The sequence below is a fragment of the Streptomyces sp. NPDC048275 genome (assembly GCF_040652275.1).
Lineage (GTDB): Bacteria > Actinomycetota > Actinomycetes > Streptomycetales > Streptomycetaceae > Streptomyces.
In genome coordinates, this window is sequence record NZ_JBEZLR010000058.1 from 1 (window position 1) to 17,776 (window position 17,776).

At 70.3% G+C, this 17,776-nt stretch carries 15 protein-coding genes and 2 pseudogenes; 6 read left to right on the forward strand and 11 right to left on the reverse strand.

The window, feature by feature from the left end; all coding sequences use genetic code 11:
- The first annotated feature begins 385 nt into the window (after positions 1-385).
- Both AB0D57_RS29075 and AB0D57_RS29080 read left to right on the forward strand, forming a co-directional pair.
- Entirely contained in the window at positions 386-802 is a 417-nt protein-coding gene (locus AB0D57_RS29075) for an IS110 family transposase (RefSeq protein WP_362079278.1), read from the forward strand.
- A gap of 484 nt (positions 803-1,286) precedes the next feature.
- Positions 1,287-1,438 (forward strand): annotated as a pseudogene (locus tag AB0D57_RS29080) (aldo/keto reductase); the annotation flags it as partial.
- Between the two features lie 187 nt (positions 1,439-1,625).
- Here AB0D57_RS29080 and AB0D57_RS29085 read toward each other — a convergent pair.
- Complete coding sequence (locus tag AB0D57_RS29085) at positions 1,626-2,237, reverse strand: hypothetical protein (RefSeq protein ID WP_362079281.1); 612 nt, start codon at positions 2,235-2,237, stop codon at positions 1,626-1,628.
- Positions 2,238-2,324: 87 nt separating this feature from the next.
- On the opposite strand from AB0D57_RS29085, the gene AB0D57_RS29090 reads away from it, so the two are divergent.
- Entirely contained in the window at positions 2,325-2,861 is a 537-nt protein-coding gene (locus tag AB0D57_RS29090; protein WP_362079284.1) for a phosphate-starvation-inducible PsiE family protein, read from the forward strand.
- On the opposite strand, the gene AB0D57_RS29095 is transcribed toward AB0D57_RS29090, so the two are convergent.
- Complete coding sequence (locus AB0D57_RS29095) at positions 2,835-5,012, reverse strand: FUSC family protein (protein ID WP_362079287.1); 2,178 nt, start codon at positions 5,010-5,012, stop codon at positions 2,835-2,837. The genes AB0D57_RS29090 and AB0D57_RS29095 overlap by 27 nt on opposite strands.
- An 805-nt stretch (positions 5,013-5,817) precedes the next feature.
- Here AB0D57_RS29095 and AB0D57_RS29100 point away from each other — a divergent pair.
- From AB0D57_RS29100 to AB0D57_RS29110, 3 genes and pseudogenes are all read left to right on the forward strand, one after another.
- Complete coding sequence (locus AB0D57_RS29100) at positions 5,818-6,267, forward strand: DUF1931 family protein (RefSeq protein ID WP_362079290.1); 450 nt, start codon at positions 5,818-5,820, stop codon at positions 6,265-6,267.
- Positions 6,268-6,470: 203 nt separating this feature from the next.
- A pseudogene (locus tag AB0D57_RS29105) lies at positions 6,471-6,634 on the forward strand (ISNCY family transposase); the annotation flags it as partial.
- 126 nt (positions 6,635-6,760) lie between these two features.
- Positions 6,761-7,954: a PP2C family protein-serine/threonine phosphatase gene (locus AB0D57_RS29110; protein WP_362079293.1), complete on the forward strand. Its 1,194-nt coding sequence runs from the start codon at positions 6,761-6,763 to the stop codon at positions 7,952-7,954.
- An 89-nt stretch (positions 7,955-8,043) separates the two neighbouring features.
- On the opposite strand, the gene AB0D57_RS29115 is transcribed toward AB0D57_RS29110, so the two are convergent.
- From AB0D57_RS29115 to AB0D57_RS29155, 9 genes are read right to left on the reverse strand one after another with little or no spacing between them, the layout of a single operon-like run.
- Positions 8,044-9,825: an FAD-dependent oxidoreductase gene (locus AB0D57_RS29115; RefSeq protein ID WP_362079296.1), complete on the reverse strand. Its 1,782-nt coding sequence runs from the start codon at positions 9,823-9,825 to the stop codon at positions 8,044-8,046.
- The gene (locus tag AB0D57_RS29120; RefSeq protein ID WP_075033266.1) at positions 9,825-10,085 is read right to left on the reverse strand and encodes a UBP-type zinc finger domain-containing protein; all 261 of its coding nucleotides are present in this window, start codon (positions 10,083-10,085) and stop codon (positions 9,825-9,827) included. Before AB0D57_RS29120 ends, AB0D57_RS29115 begins: the two co-directional genes overlap by 1 nt.
- A 6-nt stretch (positions 10,086-10,091) precedes the next feature.
- On the reverse strand, positions 10,092-10,550 hold the full coding sequence (trxA, locus tag AB0D57_RS29125) for a thioredoxin (RefSeq protein ID WP_362079300.1): 459 nt from the start codon (positions 10,548-10,550) through the stop codon (positions 10,092-10,094).
- Positions 10,547-13,186, reverse strand: a complete 2,640-nt coding sequence (clpB, locus tag AB0D57_RS29130; RefSeq protein WP_362079303.1) for an ATP-dependent chaperone ClpB — start codon at positions 13,184-13,186, stop codon at positions 10,547-10,549. Before clpB ends, trxA begins: the two co-directional genes overlap by 4 nt.
- Positions 13,177-13,584: a chaperone modulator CbpM gene (locus AB0D57_RS29135; protein ID WP_362079306.1), complete on the reverse strand. Its 408-nt coding sequence runs from the start codon at positions 13,582-13,584 to the stop codon at positions 13,177-13,179. The genes clpB and AB0D57_RS29135 overlap by 10 nt, the downstream gene beginning before the upstream one ends.
- Positions 13,581-14,534 (reverse strand): J domain-containing protein, encoded by a 954-nt coding sequence (locus AB0D57_RS29140; RefSeq protein ID WP_362079309.1) that lies wholly within the window; start codon positions 14,532-14,534, stop codon positions 13,581-13,583. Before AB0D57_RS29140 ends, AB0D57_RS29135 begins: the two co-directional genes overlap by 4 nt.
- A gap of 6 nt (positions 14,535-14,540) precedes the next feature.
- The gene (locus AB0D57_RS29145; RefSeq protein WP_362079312.1) at positions 14,541-15,152 is read right to left on the reverse strand and encodes a nucleotide exchange factor GrpE; all 612 of its coding nucleotides are present in this window, start codon (positions 15,150-15,152) and stop codon (positions 14,541-14,543) included.
- A gap of 8 nt (positions 15,153-15,160) precedes the next feature.
- The gene (gene dnaK / locus AB0D57_RS29150; RefSeq protein ID WP_362079315.1) at positions 15,161-17,059 is read right to left on the reverse strand and encodes a molecular chaperone DnaK; all 1,899 of its coding nucleotides are present in this window, start codon (positions 17,057-17,059) and stop codon (positions 15,161-15,163) included.
- 43 nt (positions 17,060-17,102) lie between these two features.
- The gene (locus AB0D57_RS29155) at positions 17,103-17,591 is read right to left on the reverse strand and encodes a general stress protein (RefSeq protein WP_362079318.1); all 489 of its coding nucleotides are present in this window, start codon (positions 17,589-17,591) and stop codon (positions 17,103-17,105) included.
- Between the last annotated feature and the right edge of the window lie 185 nt (positions 17,592-17,776).

Below are 17,776 nucleotides of genomic sequence, written 5' to 3' on the forward strand. Positions count from 1 at the left end.
GGCCGATTCGCCAGGACTTTGAGACGCCGTGGCGCGGTTACGCGCCACGGCGTCGTGATGTCGGGCCGGCCCGGATGGGGAGCGGACGGCGTCAGGCGCGCCGCAGCACGACGAGTTCGGCGTCGTGCTCGGCGGTCCACTGCACGGGCAGGCCGACGGCGGTGAGGTGGCTGCCGGAGTAGCGCGGTTCGCCGGGCCGATAGACGCTGGCCCGGGTCGCCCTTTTTCTGCGTCTAGAAAAAGCCCAGCTTCTTCGGCGAGTACGACACCAGGAGGTTCTTGGCCTGCTGGTGGTACAGAGGCAACGCATTGCTGACCAGCGCAAACAGCGCCTGTCGCGGCTTTGGCAGGATTACTGGCCCGGGAATGGTCCGGATCTTGACCGATGTGGTCCTTCGAGCGGGGTGGCCGCCCGGCGCCATGTCATGTGCCGCAGCTGCTCGAGGTGGTGGGGATCGGTCCGGACACGGCGGTAGCTTTGCTGATCATGGTGGGGGGCAACCCGGAACGCCTGGAGAGTGAGGCGTCCTTCGCTGCGGTGTGCGGGGTCAGTCCTGTCGAGCGTTCCTCGGGGCGCCGGCAGTACCGTCGCCTGAACCGTGGTGGTGATCGTCAGGCCAATGCGGCGCTCCATCGCATCGTGTTCACCCGTCTGCGGGTCGACCCGCGCACGCAGGACTATTACGAGCGCCGGATCAAGGAGGGTAAGACCCGGCGTGAAATCGTCCGTTGCCTCAAGTGCTATGCGGCCCGGGAAGTCTTCCACCTACTCGGACAGTTAAAGCCAGGACCCCGCTCATAGGGACTTTGGTTGATGGTCCCGCCCATCGGCTCGTTCCGGCGGGGCCCGTCTCTGTGTTCGGCGACGTGCCCGGTTGAGCGATGGTCGACGTGGCCTCCACGGCCCTTGTCTGCTGTTCTGGGCAGAGAGACGCCCCCTGATCCGCTCCGTCGCGCACGAGCCTCTCTGCTTCATCGAATTGGTCTTATTCACGCAGCAAGACGGCAAGGTGCTCGTCAGCATTGCAGTATTTGCCGCTGGCAAGGGAGGACCTACGTTTTTCGGGAATGCGCCATGTGCGGATCGAGTGAGGAGTGGTTGGCGCATCGCGTTGTCAGGTTGAGGGTGACAGGATGTCAGTCCGCATCTGGCGCAGGCTCAGCCGAAGCCGCCTGGTCTGGTGCAGAGCGCGGCGGCTCAGGACCTGCGCTGCTGTCGAAGCGGCAAGATTCTCAGTGCCATCGCCGTGCCGTCTGGTTGCAGGGAAAGGGGGCCAGTCATCAACCACCCCGGCGTCACCTCGGCGATCATCGGGCCCCGCACCATGGAACAGTGGAGGCGTTTCTGCCCGCCGCCGATGTCACGCTGTCGGCCGACGTGCTGGACGCCATCGACAAGATCATCGCCCCTGGGGTCACGGTCAACCCGGTCGACAACAGCTACGGCGACTTCGAGCTGCGCGCCGACCAGCGGGCGGCGGTGACGCGAGTACGCGAGTCGGCTCGGCAGGTCACGGGCGGTCGACAGGCTCAACGCGCCGGCTCCCATGCGAGTGCTTCGGATCCCCGACCCTGCACCCGCGGCAGGGGGTGTCACGCCTCCCGCAGTAGTTCTGCATGCGGCGTCACCACTGCTCCGCGTGACGCACGATTCTGATTACGACAGCCAACGGTGAGACCGGCCGACCCATGGTCGAGCCCGTACGCCGGACGAAGCGGAGGGCGGGCGGCCAGTGTTTCTCCGTGACGACCTGCCAGGTCGTGCCGGTGATGAACCCGACGGCCGCCGTGGCGAAGACGCCCGCCAGGGCGCGGGACAGGCTCGTACACAGCCGCCCAGGGGCGGTTGGCGCGCACCATGCCCAGGACCAGGCGGACGTGGCCGCGCAGCCCCCGCACCGCGTGGCGCTCGTGCCTGGACTCCTCCCCGGGTACCGACGGCCGACGATGGGGGAATCCAGCAGCTCTTCGTCCTGCGTGGCCTGTTGCCTGACGACACCGGCCACCGTCTGCCGCACCCGGCGCCGCAGACGCCGGGAGCCGAGGGCGGGCAGTGACATCAGAGCGACCCTGTGCTCAGGGTCGACCTCGGTGCTGACCGGGTTGCGCTCCATCCGGCTCGGCAGGTCGGTGAGGAAGACGCCGATGTCCCAGTTGCCGTCCTCCAGACGGGTGCCGGCGATTTCGGCCACGTCGGACACGTCGCCCTGCTCGTCCGCCACCAGGGGCGCCGTCACGGTGTCCGCCTGTCAGCGGATGCCCCTGGCGATGCGGCGGCACCCGTTCGGCAGCACGCCGCGCCTGCGGGCCGCCGCACCCCTAGCATGCTGACTGTGCGACCCATTCTCCCGAAGATCGAGGGCGGCCGGGTACAGGGCCTCCTGCAGCTCGTCGAGGACGGCATCCACCTTGTCGTCGCGGCGCTCCTCGTACTGCTCGCGGGGCTCCTGACCGTCGGGGTCGTCCACGACGTCATCAGGTCGATCCAGGGGCCGTACCGCGAGGAGACGGTCGTTCTCTCCGCCTTGGACAACGGCCTTGTGCTGTTCATCGTGGCCGAGCTGCTCCACACCGTCCGCCTCACCATCAGGAACCAGACCCTCGACGCGGAGCCGTTCCTCGTCGTCGGCTTGATTGCCGGCATCCGCAAGGTGCTCATCGTGACGGCCGAGGCGGAGAAGTCCTTCCGGTGGAACGTCGAGGGGATCGAGCTGCTCATCTTGGCGGGGCTGATCCTCGTGATGGCGACAGCGGCGTACGTGTGGCGGCGCTCGACGCGGCCGGGAGACTACTTCCCGCTCCAGGAGGTGCGGCGCTCCCCGTCGCCGGCGCCGTCACCCACCCCGGGGCGCGGATCCTGATCCGTCACCTTCCGCCGCCGCGGCCGCCCGCACCCGCTGCTCCTCGCGAGCGGAGCCGACATCCCGTTCCAGGGGTGTGCGGCTCACGGCCGTCGCAAGGTCCTCCAAGGCTTGCTTCTGCAGTTCCGCCCCGCGCCGCACCGCCGGGCTCCGGTCCCCGGCGGCGGAGCCCTCCCACGCGTGGAGCGCCTCCTCCACGCGCCCCCAGTCCGGATTCCTGTGCTCGCGCACGTCGACTGCCGCCTGCGCGGTGTCCGCCTCCAGGGCCTCGGCGAACCGCTCCGCCTCGGGGACGAAACGGCTGTCGGCCCGCGGGACGTGGCTCTCCATGAGCATCGCCGCCCGGCCGAACCCCTTGAGCGCCTCCTGTGCCTCCTCCGCCTCGCGCGACGTCAGACCCCTGGGGCGGACCGGTTCCTGCCTTGCCCGGTCGTATGCCTCCTGCCAGGCGGCACGTGCCTTCCTGCTCGCCAGCAGTGCCCTGCGCATGTCGGCGCGATGCTCCCGGGTCGGTTCGGCGTAGCTGCGGAGCACCGCGGCCGCATAGCGGCCGTTGGCGGCGAGCCAGTCCGCAAGCCGGCCCGCCAGCCGGGGCGTCTCCCATGCGGGGAACACCACGTACGCCAGCATTGCCAGGGCCCCGCCGAGCAGGGTGAGCACCACCCGCTCCGGGACCGTCTGCTCCCACGCCTGGCCGCCCATGCCGAGCAGGAAGACGACGTACGTGGCAGTGAAGCACTGGGAGTAGGCGTAGCCGGTACGGATCAGCGTGTACGACAGGCCCGCCGAGACCACCGCCAGCGCGCCGAACACATGGGCGTCCGGGCCCAGGGCCCGCACCATCACGGTGGCGAGCGCGACCCCCGCCAGGGTCCCGGCGAGACGGGCCACCGCGCGCGCGTACGTCCGGTGGAAGTCCGGCCGCATCACCATCACCGAGGTGATGGGCGCCCAGTAGCCGTGGCCCAGGGGGAGCCGGGCGGCAATCAGATAGCCGAGCGTGGCCACCGTCGCCAGGCGGACGGCGTGCCGGAACACGGGCGAGTCCCCACGGAGCTCACGGCGGACCGCCCGGACGACGACCGGGACCAGCCGGAGCATTGTCGGGCGCACCAGGAACTGGGCGCCCGCGGGGCCGGGCGGCGTGGGCGTCTTCCCGCGTGCGCCGCCGCTCTCGGCGATCTCCAACGCCTCGCCGAGCAGTTCCACGAGCCGCTCGGCGGCCTGCCGGGCGGGGCCCTCCAGCACCTCGTGCTCGTCGTCGACGCGCAGGACGTCCGTGCTCCTGGGCGGCACCTCGGCGGGAGTGCCGCGGCGGATCGAACGGGCGGCCGCGTCCAGGACGTCGGCGGCTGCGTCGAGCAACTCCCGCGCGCGGTCCCGCGCTGGTCCCTCCGCCGGGGCGCCGACGTCCGGGTCGGCGAGCGCGGCGACGACCGGCCGAATGCGCTCGGCGAGGCCCCGGGGGCCGTGGAGGACGGGGGGGCGGGTGCGGGCCTGTGATGGCGTCACGGCGGCCGCGTCCCGGGCTGTCATCAACGGCTCCGGGTCGAACGGGGCGGTCGGGTCGTGCCGCAGCCGGCGGGCGTAGTCCGCCACGGCGGCCAGGGCGTCGGCGAGCGCGTCACGATGCGCCCCCCAACGGCGGATCGGGAACAGCAAGATCAGCACGGCCTGCGCCACGCCTCCGAGCGCGATGACGCCGGCGTGCTCCAGGGCTCGCCCGACGCTAGTGGGCAGGGTGATGGTCACCAGCATGCTACCGACGGTCGTCGCTGCGACGATCCCAGCGGTCGATCCGACGGCCCACGCCATCCCCGCGACAAAGGCCCATACGGCCAGCAGTGGGAGGAACGTCACGAGTCGTCCCGCCGCCAGGTAGCCCACGAAGGTGCTGAGCGCCAAACCCGCGCCCGCGCCGAGCGCGATCACCTTGCGTGGACGCCAGGTGCGCTGGAAGGTGGCCCCACCCGCGGAGTAGGCACCGAGGGCGGCGGACGCGGCGTACGCAGGGGAGACCAGCCACAGCGCCGGCCCGATGACGATTGCCACCCCAGCGGCCGTGCGCAGCGCGAGCAGGGGCTCCAGCCGCGTCTCCTCGATCGTGAGCCCGGATCGCACGACCTCCCCGAAGGCCCGCAGCCACGTCACGGATGTGAGCCTAGCCGGAACGTTCTGCCGGGTCGCGTCGGCCGCGCGACCCCGGGCCGACCTACACCCACAAACCGGCACCCTCGCGTACAGGGCAATCGATGACCGCACCCCCAGCGCCGCCTGTTCAGCCCCAGCGGCCGCGGCTCGACGTCGTCCTCGTGGCCGATCCGGGGTGGCCGACGGAGGTCGCGAAGCGACTGAAGAAGGGTGACGGACCTGCCCTACCGGGACAACACCCGCCCCGTCATCGCCATGATCAGCCCGCCGGAGCACATCGCGCTGCTGTCGCTGCCCATGCTCAGCCTGATGCGTGTCGCCCACCGGCTGAGGGGAGCGGCCCTCGGCGTGATCGGAGCGCTGATCCCGGAGTCCGGCAACGCCCTGCCACCCGGGAGGATCCAGTACACCAGCGAGGCACCGCACTACGTCCTGCCCGGCGTCCGCGGTCGGTTGCGGCTGCTAGGCAGGCTGGTCCGCGTCAACCGGCCCTGGCTGCTGTTCACCGGCCTCTCCCGAGCGCCTCCCTGGCGTGTTCGCCACTGCGGCGTTCGGCCTCATGAGAAGCGACATCTGGAGGGTCACCCTTTACGTGGGGCCGCTCCGCGACGCGGTGTTCACCCTGCTGTCGATCCGCACGCCCGTCCGACTACCCGGGCAGTCGAACACCTGGGCCTGGCAGGGCAATACAGGGAGGCTAATTGGGCCCGAAATGCGCATGCGTTCCCGCGTCCCGTCGGCCAGGCTGAATGGGAAGCCCAGGGGCCGGGAACCACCCCGGCGCCCGCAGCCGGAGGTTGCCGTCATGACCGTGATGTCCATCGCCAGGTTCGAAAGGTTCTTCCGCGCGGCCGCGGGGCTGGACGTCGACAAGAACGATCTCAAACGCTACAGCGACTTCGTCGACGCCAAGCTCTACGATCTGCTGACCGTCGCCCAGGCCACTGCCAAGGCCAACGGGCGCGACATCATCCGGACCTGTGACCTACCGATCACGAAAGGCCTGCAGGAGAGCATTCACCACTTCCGGAAGATCGATCAGGAAGTAGAACTCAAGCCGATCCTGGAACAGCTCGCCACCCACCCCGCTCTGGACCGCACGCCCGACGAGGAGACCGAGGCGGCCTATCCGGACATCATCGGCGGACTCAGCCTGGCCCTTGCCCAGAGCTTCAAGATCCTCCACCCCGACCTGAAGAACCCCCAGACTCAGCACTGGGACGACGCCCGAGCCGTCTTCGACCTCCTGCTGTGAGTGGCGACCGGACCAGGCGGTGCAGGCCACGGCCAAACAGCGTCAGCGTGCTCTGCTTCCTCGGCTGCCGCAACGATCCTGCTGGCCGCCGCAGGGCCTGGTCCACGTCCAGGGTGCTGCCAAGAGCGGTCGTGACCTCCGCCAGCAGCGCCAGGCGGTCCAGAGCCCGCGCTGCAGCGCCGCGTCCACGTCGAACTCGTCCTGCGGTGGAGCGCAACGCCCGACGCGCGCTGGGCAAACAGCCCTTGGGGCGGCTGACGCACCTGGTCGGCGAGCTGGCCGAGACCGCGGCGGGCACCCGCCGGCTGCTGGAGCAGACCGCTGTGCGGCTTGCGGGGATCCGCACGATCCCGACCGGCTGGTGTCGTAAGCCGATCCCGAAGCCCGACCAATCCGCAAGGGCAAGCCCCAGCACCCCAGGCTGATCGGCCCACATCTCGGGTTCGGAGAGCTCAGATTGTGGCGGCTCGACCTCGCAGGGATCATCGAAGGCATGGACAGGAACGTGTCCGTCGGGTCCGGGGAGCGGCTGCTGGAGGAACTGGTCAGAGCAGCCCAGCCGGCATCACCTGCGGAACTGCCCGTGGTCCTGAACCGGTATGCCGAGGCCATGGGTCTGGGCAGGGCCGCTGTCTATCTGGTCGACATCCAGCAAAGACTGCTGGTGCCGCTTGTTGAAGGCGAGCCGGAACTGGAGCTCGACACTTCGCTGGCCGGATGGGCCTACCGCACCGACTCTCTCCGAGTGGAAGAAGGCCCCTCCGGCGGGCTGAACGTATGGCTACCCCTGGCCGACGGGGCGGAGCGGCTGGGTGTCGTGGAGTTGAACATGAGTACCCTGGACGGGCTCAAGCTACGGCGCTGTCGAACGACGGCGCTGCTCCTCGCACTGATCATCACATCCAAGCGCACCTACAGCGACACCATCGCACAGCGCATGCGCACCAGGCCGATGCACCTGCCCACGGAGATGGTGAGGGCTTTTCTCCCTCCCCGGTCGATCGGCACCGGGCGGGTCGTTTCGACGGCGGTTCTGGAGCCTGCGTACGAACTGGGCGGCGATGCTTTCGACCATGCGTTCACCGAGGACGTTCTGCACGCCACAATCCTTGACGGCATGGGGCACAACCTGGCGTCCGGACTTGCCACCTCTGTCGCCATGGCAGGCTGCCGTAACGCCCGGCGCAGCGGGGCAGACCTGCGCGAACTCGTGGGCACCGTGGACGAGGCGCTGGCGAAGTGGCTTCCGGAGCAGTTCTGCACGGGTGTCTTCACCCAGTTGCACATGCCCACCGGTGTGCTGCGCTGGTGCAACTGCGGCCACCCGCCTCCGTTGCTCATCCGTCGCCACCGCCTGCTCCATAAGGTCTTGGAGCGGCCACCTGAGCCTCCTTTGGGTCTGCCCGCCAGTCTCGCCGGGACCGCCCGTCAGGTGCACGACGTCAGCCTCGAACCCGGTGACCGAATACTGCTCTACTCAGACGGCGTCGTGGAGTCACGCGATGATGCAGGCGAAGAGTTCGGCCTGGAGCGCTTCACCGACTACATCATCCGGTCGACCGCAGCGGGGCAGAGCGCCCCGGAAGTGCTGCGCCTGCTCATCCATGCCATCCTCGAGCATCGGCACAACAAACTCAGCGACGACGCCACGATCTTGATGTTCGAGTGGCAGCCCCCTGATCCGTGACCGCAAGAGCCGGAGAGCGCAGCCGTGGCGCCGGACGGGCATGGTCATTCCCATCGCCTCCTTCTCGTGATCTCGTCGCCCGCTGGGTGTCATGCGAGCCAAGCGGACTCCTTCGGACGGGTGTGCGGTGAGCTGTCGGTGCCGCCGTGCGCGGCCGTGTGGCCCAGGTAGCGGTGCACGAAGTGGATGCTCATCGCGCCTTCGCCGACCGCGGAGGCCACACGCTTCACCGAGCCGCTGCGGACGTCGCCGACGGCGAAGACGCCAGGCAGGCTGGTCTCCAACGTCAGGCAGTCGCGGCCCTGGCTCTGCCACAGTTCGGGAACGGAGCACGCCTGCGCATCCGCGCCGGTGAGCACGTAGCCGCGCGCGTCGAGGGCGAGCGCGCCGGACAGCCACTCGGTGTGAGGGTCTGCGCCGGTGAAGACGAACAGGGCCCGCACCGCGAGGTGGCGATGCTCGCCCGTACGGTGATCGACCACGGTGACCGCCTCCAGCGCCTTGTCGCCGAGTGCCTCGGTCATCTCGGTGTGCAGCAGCACGCGCACCCGCGGGTGGCGCTCGATCTGATCGATCAGGTAGCGGGACATGTGCGCCTCGAGGCTCGGCCCACGGACGAGCAGATACACCTGCGGTGCGTACCCGGCCAGGAAGAGCACGGCCTGGCCCGCGGAGTTGCCGCCGCCGACCACCGCCACCGGGTCGGTACGGCACTGCTGGGCCTCGTAGACGGTCGCCGAGTAGTGGACGCTCGCGCCCTCCAACGGCTCGATGCCGGGCACATGGAGGCGGCGGTAGCGGGCGCCGGTGGCCAGGACGACGGTACGGGCGGTGATCTCGCTGCCGTCGGCGAACCTGACGGCGTAGTGGCCGTCCCGCGGTTCGAGCCGGGCCGCCTCTGCCGGGACGCTGATCCGGGCGCCGAACTTGCCCGCCTGGAGCACCCCGCGCTCGGTGAGTTCGGCGCCGGAGATGCCGGAGGGGAAGCCGAAGCAGTTGTCGATGCGGGAGGACGTCCCGGCCTGGCCGCCGGTGGCCATCGCCTCGACCACGGTCGTGCCGAGGCCCTCCGAGGCGGCGTTCACCGCGGCGGCGAGACCGGCCGGACCGGAGCCGACGATCAGGAGATCGCCGCGGCCGTTGCCCGACGGCAGGGGCGGCAGGCCGATGAACCGGGCCAGTTCGGCGTTGCTCGGATTGCGCAGCAAGGTCGTGTCCCGCCAGATCACCAGCGGCGTCTGCTCCGGACCGACCGCGAAGCGGCGCAGCAGCGCTTCGGCCTCCTCGTCCGTCTCCAGATCGATCCAGCGGTGCGGCAGCCGGTTGCGGGCGGCGAACTCGCGCAGCCGCCGGGTGTCGGGCGAGTAGCGCGAGCCGATGATGCGGAAACCGGCGCCCTGCCCGACGAGCAGGGCACGGCGGCCCAGGCAGGCGCGCAGCACCACATCACCAAGGGTGGAGTCCCGGGTCACCAGGTCACGCAGCTGATCCATGGACAGGGTGAGGATCTCGCCGGGGTCCCTGACCACGGCGGTGTAGAAGGCCACCTGTCCGTTCAGGAGGCCGAGTTCGCCGATGAAGCGGCCAGGGCCGTGCACACGCAGCAGGCGTTCGCCGGGTGTGCCGTAGCCCTCGACGATGGCGACCGAGCCACTGAGGACGACGTAGAACGTCTCGCACCGCTCCCCCTCCCGGATCAGCACGTCACCGGCGTCAACCGGGCGCCTCCGGCCATGCTGCGCCAGGCGGGCCATCTGGTCGTCCGGCAGGCGGGGATAGGCGCCGTAGATGTCGGGCGTCTCGAAGGGGACGCTCTCCTCCGCCTCGTCCGGCACAGGCGCTGCGCCCGGCCGCGTCTCGTCGCCGGGCATCACACGAACGCCTCGTGGACGAAGCACCACCGCCAGTCCTCGCCGGGCTCCAGCGACGCCACGATCGGATGGCCGTCGGCGGCGGCGTGACGGCGGGCGTGCCGGTTCGGCGAGGAATCGCAGCAGCCGACGTGGCCGCAGGTCAGGCAGAGCCTGAGGTGGACCCAGGGGGAACGCGTGGCCAGGCATTCCTCGCACCCCGGGGCGCGCGGGGTGACGGGGCGTACGAGGGCGAGGTGGGGGTCGGTCCGTACGGTCATGGCCGATCACCCTTTCCCGGCTGGTTCGCGGCCCGCGATCGACTGCTCCACCCACCGCCGCAGGGCAGGGGCAGGTGCGGCACCCGCCTGCCGGGCGATGGTCTGTCCTTTGTCGAGGACCAGCAGCGTCGGTACCGCCTGGACCTCGAACCGCCGCGCCAGGCGCGGGTTCTTGTCGATGTCGACCTTGACCAGCTTGATCGTTCCCGCGAGATCGGCGGCGACCTTCTCCAGCGCGGGGCTCACCATGCGGCAGGGGCCGCACCAGGTGGCCCACAGGTCGACGACGACGGGCACGGTGGCCTGCTCGACGACCTCGGTGAAGTCGTCGTCGCCCGCGTCGGCCATCCACGGCAGAGGCTGCTTGCAGTTGCCGCACCTGGGGCGGCCCTCGGCGGCCACGGGTACCCGGTTGGCGCGCCCGCAGTGCGGGCAGGTGACGTTGGTGGCTTGCCCGGTACTCATGCCGCCCTCGCTCCCTTCACGTCCCCGGGCTGGTCGTAGGTGACCGCCAGCTCTGCGTGCTCGGCGTCGACGCGCACCGTCGCGCCGTCCTGGACGTCGCCGCGCAGCAGGGCGCGTCCGACCAGCGTCTCGACCTCGTGGGAGATGTAACGCCGCAGCGGCCGGGCCCCGTAGACCGGGTCGTAGCCTTGGTGGGCGATCAACTCCCGGGCAGCCTCGGTCAGTTCGACGGTGATGCGGCGTTCGGCGAGCCGCTGCCGCAGCTCGTCGAACTGCAGCTCCACGATCCGCTCGATCTGCCGCTCACCGAGCGGCTTGAACAGCACGATGTCGTCGACGCGGTTGAGGAACTCCGGGCGGAAGTGCCCGCGCAGCTCGCCCATCACCAGGGCGCGGGCGTCCGGCTTGATCTCACCCTCGGCGGTGGCGCCGTCGAGGAGGTGCTCGGAGCCGATGTTGGACGTCATGATGATCACGGTGTTGCGGAAGTCGACGGTGCGGCCCTGAGCATCGGTGATGCGGCCGTCGTCGAGGATCTGCAGCAGCGTGTTGAAGACATCGCTGTGCGCCTTCTCGATCTCGTCGAACAGCACAACCGAGTACGGCTTGCGGCGTACGGCCTCGGTGAGCTGGCCGCCTTCCTCGTAGCCGACGTATCCGGGCGGTGCGCCCATGAGCCGGCTGACGGTGTGCCGCTCCTGGTACTCGCTCATGTCGAGGCGGACCATGTTCTCCTCGGAGTCGAACAGAGTCCGGGCGAGGGTCTTGGCCAGCTCGGTCTTCCCGACGCCGGTGGGGCCGAGGAAGATGAACGAGCCGATGGGGCGGCGAGGGTCGCGGATGCCGGAGCGGGCGCGGATGATGGCGTCGGCGACGAGCTTGACGGCCTCGTCCTGGCCGATGACGCGCTCGCGCAGGATCTCGTCGAGGCGCAGCAGTTTCTCGCGTTCGCCCTCCTGGAGGCGGGCGACGGGGATGCCGGTCCAGGCGGCGACGATCTCGGCGATCTCCTCCTCGGTGACGACCTCGCGCAGCAGCCGGTTCTGCCCCTGTTTGGCGGCCAGTTGCTCCTCCTCTGCGGCGAGTCGGCGCTCCAGGTCCTGGAGGCGGCCGTAGCGGAGTTCGGCGGCGCGGTTGAGGTCGTAGGCGCGTTCGGCCTCCTCCGCCTCGTGGCGGACCTGCTCCAGTTCCTGGCGCAGTTCCTGCACGCGGCGGATCGCCTGCCGTTCGGCCTCCCACTGGGCGTGTTTGGCGTCGGCCTCGCCGCGCAGGTCGGCCAGTTCCCTGCGCAGCTCCTCCAGGCGGGTTTTGCTGGCGGGGTCGGTCTCCTTGGAGAGGGCCGCTTCCTCGATCTCCAGGCGGGTGACGCGGCGGGTGATCTCGTCGAGTTCGGCGGGCATCGAGTCGATCTCGGTACGCAGCCGGGCGCACGCCTCGTCGACGAGGTCGATGGCCTTGTCGGGCAGGAATCGATCGGTGATGTAACGGTGGCTGAGGGTGGCCGCGGAGACCAGCGCGGTGTCCTGGATCTTCACGCCGTGGAAGACCTCCAGGCGTTCGCGCAGTCCGCGCAGGATGGAGATGGTGTCCTCCACGCTCGGCTCGTCGACCAGGACCTGCTGGAAGCGGCGTTCGAGAGCGGCGTCCTTCTCGATGTGCTTACGGTACTCGTCGAGGGTGGTGGCGCCGATCATGTGGAGTTCGCCGCGGGCGAGCATCGGCTTGAGCATGTTGCCCGCGTCCATGGCCCCTTCGGCGGCGCCCGCGCCGACGACGGTGTGGAGTTCGTCGACGAAGAGCAGGATGCGCCCCTGGGCGGCCTTCACCTCGGACAGCACGGCCTTGAGGCGTTCCTCGAACTCGCCGCGGTACTTGGCGCCGGCGACCAGGGAGCCCATGTCGAGGGCGAACACCGTCTTGTCGCGCAGGCCCTCGGGGACATCGCCGCGGATGATGCGCTGGGCGAGGCCCTCGACGATGGCGGTCTTGCCGACGCCGGGGTCGCCGATGAGGACGGGGTTGTTCTTGGTCTTGCGGCTGAGGATCTGGGTGACGCGGCGGATCTCGGCGTCCCGGCCGATGACCGGGTCGAGCCTGCCGTCCCTGGCCTCGGCGACGAGATCGCGGCCGTACTTCTCCAGAGCCTCGTAGGCCACTTCGGGGTTGGCGGAGGTGACGCGCTGGTTGCCGCGGACCTGGGTGAGCGCGCTCAGGAACGAGCCCGTGGTGATGCCGGCCTGTTTGAGCAGTCGCCCGGCGGCGGTTGAAGAGCCCTCCTCGGCCAGGGCGAGCAGGAGGTGCTCCACGGACACGTACTCGTCCTTGAGGCGTTTGGCCTCCCGTTCGGCGGCATCGAGCAGGCGGGCGAGGCGCTGAGTGACGAAGACCTGGCCGGGTGCCGCGCCGGGGCCGGTGACCTTCGGGCGGCGGGAGAGTTCCTCGCGCACGGCCGCGCGCAGTTCCTTCGGCTCGGTGCCCGCCTGTTGCAGCAACCGCGGGATCAGACCGTCTTCCTGATCGAGAAGTGCGAGTAGCAGGTGTTCACCGTCGACCTCGGTCTGGCCCATGCGGACGGCCGCGGTCTGGGCCTCCTGGAGGGCTTCCTGGGACTTCTGGGTGAGACGGTTCATGTCCATGGGGGTGTTTCACTCCTCGTGCCGCGGCCGCGCAGGGCGGCTTCGAGCAGGCTGATGCGGTCGAGCAGGTCGAGCACCAGGCCGATGGATGCGTAGTTGAGGCAGAGTCCGGAGCGCAGCCGCTGGATGCGGGCGAGAACCGCCGGGGCCGTGGGGTCGAACACCAGGTGCCCCGCGGCGTCGCGTTCGGCGTCGACCAGGCCGAGGGCGACGAACCGGCGGATCAGATCGGGGTGGAGGCCCGAGCGACGGGCCACGGCGTCCAGGGAGAGCCTGGGGGCGGGCACGAGCGCGTACCGGACAGCCGTCGAGGCGGTGACGTCGACGCCCGTTCGTACCGGACGGTCGCCCACGCCGGCCCGGCCGATGCCTGCCGCTCCCGCGGGTCGGTCGTTCATTGCGTCCTCCTGGGGTCGAACGAGGAGGTGGCGGCGAGCTCCTCGAACAGTTCGCGCTCCCGGTCGCCGAGGGTGGGCGGCACCATGATGCGGAGTTCGGCGTACAGGTCGCCGTTCGCGCCGCGCGGGTTCGGCATGCCCTCGCCGCGCAGCCGCAGCCGCCGGCCGCTGGACGAGCCCGCGGGCACCGTGACCTTGGCCGTGCCACCACCGGGGGTGGGCACCGGCACGGTCGCACCCAGGGCCGCCTCCCAGGGGGCCACCGGTACCTGGACGTGCACGTCGCGGCCGTCCAGCCGGAACCGGGGGTGGGGCTGGATAAGCACCCGCAGGTACAGGTCGCCCGCGGGGGCGTCCCCACTGCCCCGGCCGCCCTCGCCCGCCAGCCGGATGCGCTGCCCGTCGGTGACGCCCGGCGGCACGTCGACCTCGTACCGCCGCGGCTGCCCGGTGGGACCGGTGAGTGTGACGGTGCGACGGCCGCCTCGGTACGCCTCCTCGACGGTGAGCGGCAGCTCGGCCTCCTGGTCCGCTCCGGGGACGCCGCCTCGGGCGGCGCCGGCTCCGAACATGGAGCCGAGTAGGTCCTCGATGTCGATGCCCTCCGCTCCGAAGTCGTCGCCGAAGCCGGTGGCGTACCGGACGCGAGGACCGCCCGTGCCCGCGGTCCTCCGACCGCGGAAGCCGCCGCCCGCGCCCGCCGCGACCCGTTCGTCGAAGTCCTCGGGGATCTTGCGGAAATCCTCGCCGAAGCGGTCGTAGCGGGCCCGGGTCTTGGGATCGGACAGGACGCCGTATGCCTCGTTGAGGTCCTTGAAACGCTCCTCCGCCCCGGGGTCCTTGTTGACGTCGGGGTGGTGCCTGCGGGCGAGTTTGCGATATGCCTGCTGGATCTCGTCCTGGCTCGCGCTCCGCGACACGCCCAGCACCTCGTAGTAGTCCCGTGCCATCGCCGGTCACTCCCGCTTCGCGACGGTCACCGCGGCCGGCCTGAGCTGCCGCTCGCCGTCCCCGTAGCCAGGGCGCAGCACCTCGACGACGGTGCCCGGCTCGACGTCGGGGTCCTGGACGACGCCGACCACCTCGTGCCGGGCCGGGTCGAAGGCGACGCCGGTCTCCGCCCGCCGCGGGTAGCCGAGCAGTTCGAGGACGTTCACCGCCTGGTCGCGTACGGCCCGGACGCCCTCCACGATCGCGTTCGGATCGGCCCCGGCGTGGGACAGGGCGAGTTCGAGGTTGTCGAGGACGGGCAGGAAGGCGGCCGCCGTGCGGGACCGCTCGACCGCCCGTTCGCGCTCCAGTTCCCTGGCGTGACGCTTGCGAAGGTTGTCGAGGTCGGCGAGCGCGCGCCGCCAGCGGTCCTCCAGTTCCTGGATCGCGGTCGTGTACTCGTCCTCGCCAAGCGCGGGGCCGGCGGCGTCGGGTCCCGGTTCGCCGTTCGCCGCTTCCGGCCGGGTCGGCGGGCCCGGTTGCGGCAAATCCCCGCGAGGAGGGCGTACGGCGCCTTCCGGGACCGGTTCGACCGGATCCGACCCGGCCCGGTCGGGTTCCTGGGGGTGGCTGGGCATGGCGCGCCTCAGTCCTTGTCGAACTCGGCGTCGATGACATCGTCGCCACCGCCACCGCCACTGGTGGGACCACCGGTGGCGGCGTCCTGGCCGGGACCGCCCGTGGCGGCGGCGCCCTGATGGGCCACCAGCCCGGCGAGCACCTGCTGGAGTTCGGAGGTCAGGGGCCGTACGCGCTCCACGCCCGCCTCTTCCTTGACCGCCGCCCGGGCGTCGGACACGAGCATCTCGGCGCGTGCCTTCTCGTGCGCGGGCGCTGCGTCGCCCAGTTCGGCGAGGCGCTTCTCGACCTGGTACGCGACGGCGTCGAGCTCATTGCGGGCGTCGACGGCCTCGCGGAGTGCCTGGTCCTGGCCCCGGTTGCGCTCGGCCTCCTGGACCATGCGTTCGACCTCACTGCGGTCCAGGTTGGAGCTCTCGCTGATGGTGATGCCCTGTTCCTTGCCGGTGTCCCGGTCGCGGGCCCTGACGTTGAGGATGCCGTTGGCGTCGATGTCGAAGGTGACCTCGATCTGTGGTTCGCCCCGCGGCGCCGGCCGGATGTCGGTGAGCTGGAACCGGCCGAGCACCCGGTTGTCGGCGGCCCTCTCGCGCTCGCCCTGGAGGACCACCACATCGACGGCCGGCTGGTTGTCCTCGGCGGTGGAGAAGGTCTCGCTGCGGCGCACCGGGATGGTGGTGTTCCGCTCGATGATCTTCGTCATCACTCCGCCGCGCGTCTCGACGCCCAGCGACAAGGGTGTGACGTCGAGCAGCAGGACGTCCTTGACCTCGCCCTTGAGCACCCCGGCCTGGATTGCGGCGCCCAGGGCCACGACCTCATCGGGGTTGACGCTCATGTTGGGTGCCTTGCCGCCGGTCAGCCGGCGGACCAGGGCCTGGACCGCCGGGATACGTGTGGAGCCGCCTACGAGGATGACCTCGTCGATGTCGCTCTCGCCGACCTTGGCGTCGGCCATTGCCTGCTGGACCGGTCCCAGGCAACGCTCCACCAGGTCGCCGGTGATCTGCTCGAACGTGGACCGCATGATCGAGTCGGTGAGGTGCTTGGGGCCCGAGGCGTCGGCGGTGATGAACGGCAGGCTGACCTGCGTCTGCGTCACCGAACTGAGCTCGGTCTTGGCCTTCTCCGCCGCCTCGAAAAGTCGCTGCAGTGCCTGCGGGTCCTTGCGCAGGTCGATGCTGTTCTCCTTCTGGAAGTCGTCCGCGAGGTAATCCACCAGACGCCGGTCGAAGTCGTCGCCACCCAGGTGGCTGTCGCCGGCGGTGGAGCGCACCTCCACCACGCCGTCGCCGACGTCGAGGATGCTCACGTCGAAGGTGCCGCCACCCAGGTCGAAGACGAGGACGGTCTCGTGCTGCTTCTTGTCCATGCCGTACGCGAGGGCGGCCGCCGTCGGCTCGTTGATGATCCGCAGCACCTCCAGTCCCGCGATCCGTCCGGCGTCCTTGGTGGCGGTGCGCTGAGCGTCGTTGAAGTAGGCGGGCACCGTGATGACCGCCTCCGTGACCCGCTCCCCGAGCTGCTTGGACGCGTCGTCGGCGAGTTTGCGCAGCACCTGTGCGCTGATCTCCTCAGGCGCGTACAGCTTGTCGCGCACCTTGAAGCGGGCCGCCCCGCCGTCGCCCTCGACGACGTCGTACGCCACCGCCCTGGCCTCGTCGGAGATCTCGTCGAAATGCCGGCCGATGAACCGCTTGGCCGAGTAGATGGTGCCCTTGGGGTTGAGGATCGCCTGGCGCCGGGCCAGCTGTCCCACCAGGCGCTCGCCGGTGTCGGTGAAGGCCACCACGGACGGTGTCGTGCGGTTGCCCTCGCTGTTGGGCACGACCGACGGCTCGCCGCCCTCCCACACGGCGATCACCGAGTTGGTGGTGCCCAGGTCGATGCCCACTGCCTTGGCCATGAGGAACTCCTCCCGGTACGGCGGCCTGCGCCGACTCTCCGGATCACGTTCGTTCAGGTACGGGTGGGATGCCGGTGGTCAGCAGCCCGCCGATCAGCCGTACAGCCTCGTCGGCGACCACCTCGTCCACGACGACCTCGTACCGGCTCGGCTGCATCGAGCGGAGCGAGGCGAAATCCCGGCCACCGCCCGGCAGGGCGTGCAGCAGCATGCCGAACAGCGCGCCGACGATCGCTCCGAAGATCAGCCCGTACAGGGCGAGGAGCAGGGCGGAGACGACGGGGTCGAGCCAGTTCACAAGGCCGAAGAGCCAGCCGATCAGGACACCGGGGAGCGCACCGCTCGCCGCTCCGTGAAGGGCGGCCCTGCCGTAGTTCATCCGGCCGATCACCTGCTCGACCAGGCGCACGTCCTGGCCGATGATCGCCGCCCTCTCCAACGGAAAACCCTGGTCAGAGAGGTGGTCAACGGCGCGTTCGGCTTCCCGGTACGTCTTGTACGAGGCAACCGGCCTGCGATGCTGCTCGGTCATCGCCCAGTCCTTCCTGCCGGTGCGCACGGACGGTTTCGAACACTCCCCAGGGTGGCGAGCCGAGTGGCTCCACGCCTGCGCCTGGCGAGTCAGAAATGCACGGGTCCGGTCGCCCCACGAGTACTAGAGGAAGAATCCGAACATCTCGGATGAGCCGGCCCGAGAGCGGGTACCACCGCTCGCCT

Excerpts from the sequence above, each read along its gene's own strand:
- AB0D57_RS29075 (WP_362079278.1), top strand. The coding sequence starts at position 386 with ATGTGGTCCTTCGAGCGGGGTGGCCGCCCGGCGCCATGTCATGTGCCG.
- AB0D57_RS29090 (WP_362079284.1), top strand. The coding sequence starts at position 2,325 with ATGCTGACTGTGCGACCCATTCTCCCGAAGATCGAGGGCGGCCGGGTA.
- AB0D57_RS29100 (WP_362079290.1), top strand. The coding sequence starts at position 5,818 with ATGACCGTGATGTCCATCGCCAGGTTCGAAAGGTTCTTCCGCGCGGCC.
- AB0D57_RS29110 (WP_362079293.1), top strand. The coding sequence starts at position 6,761 with ATGGACAGGAACGTGTCCGTCGGGTCCGGGGAGCGGCTGCTGGAGGAA.
- AB0D57_RS29115 (WP_362079296.1), bottom strand. The coding sequence starts at position 9,825 with ATGCCCGGCGACGAGACGCGGCCGGGCGCAGCGCCTGTGCCGGACGAG.
- AB0D57_RS29120 (WP_075033266.1), bottom strand. The coding sequence starts at position 10,085 with ATGACCGTACGGACCGACCCCCACCTCGCCCTCGTACGCCCCGTCACC.
- trxA (WP_362079300.1), bottom strand. The coding sequence starts at position 10,550 with ATGAGTACCGGGCAAGCCACCAACGTCACCTGCCCGCACTGCGGGCGC.
- clpB (WP_362079303.1), bottom strand. The coding sequence starts at position 13,186 with ATGGACATGAACCGTCTCACCCAGAAGTCCCAGGAAGCCCTCCAGGAG.
- AB0D57_RS29135 (WP_362079306.1), bottom strand. The coding sequence starts at position 13,584 with ATGAACGACCGACCCGCGGGAGCGGCAGGCATCGGCCGGGCCGGCGTG.
- AB0D57_RS29140 (WP_362079309.1), bottom strand. The coding sequence starts at position 14,534 with ATGGCACGGGACTACTACGAGGTGCTGGGCGTGTCGCGGAGCGCGAGC.
- AB0D57_RS29145 (WP_362079312.1), bottom strand. The coding sequence starts at position 15,152 with ATGCCCAGCCACCCCCAGGAACCCGACCGGGCCGGGTCGGATCCGGTC.
- dnaK (WP_362079315.1), bottom strand. The coding sequence starts at position 17,059 with ATGGCCAAGGCAGTGGGCATCGACCTGGGCACCACCAACTCGGTGATC.
- AB0D57_RS29155 (WP_362079318.1), bottom strand. The coding sequence starts at position 17,591 with ATGACCGAGCAGCATCGCAGGCCGGTTGCCTCGTACAAGACGTACCGG.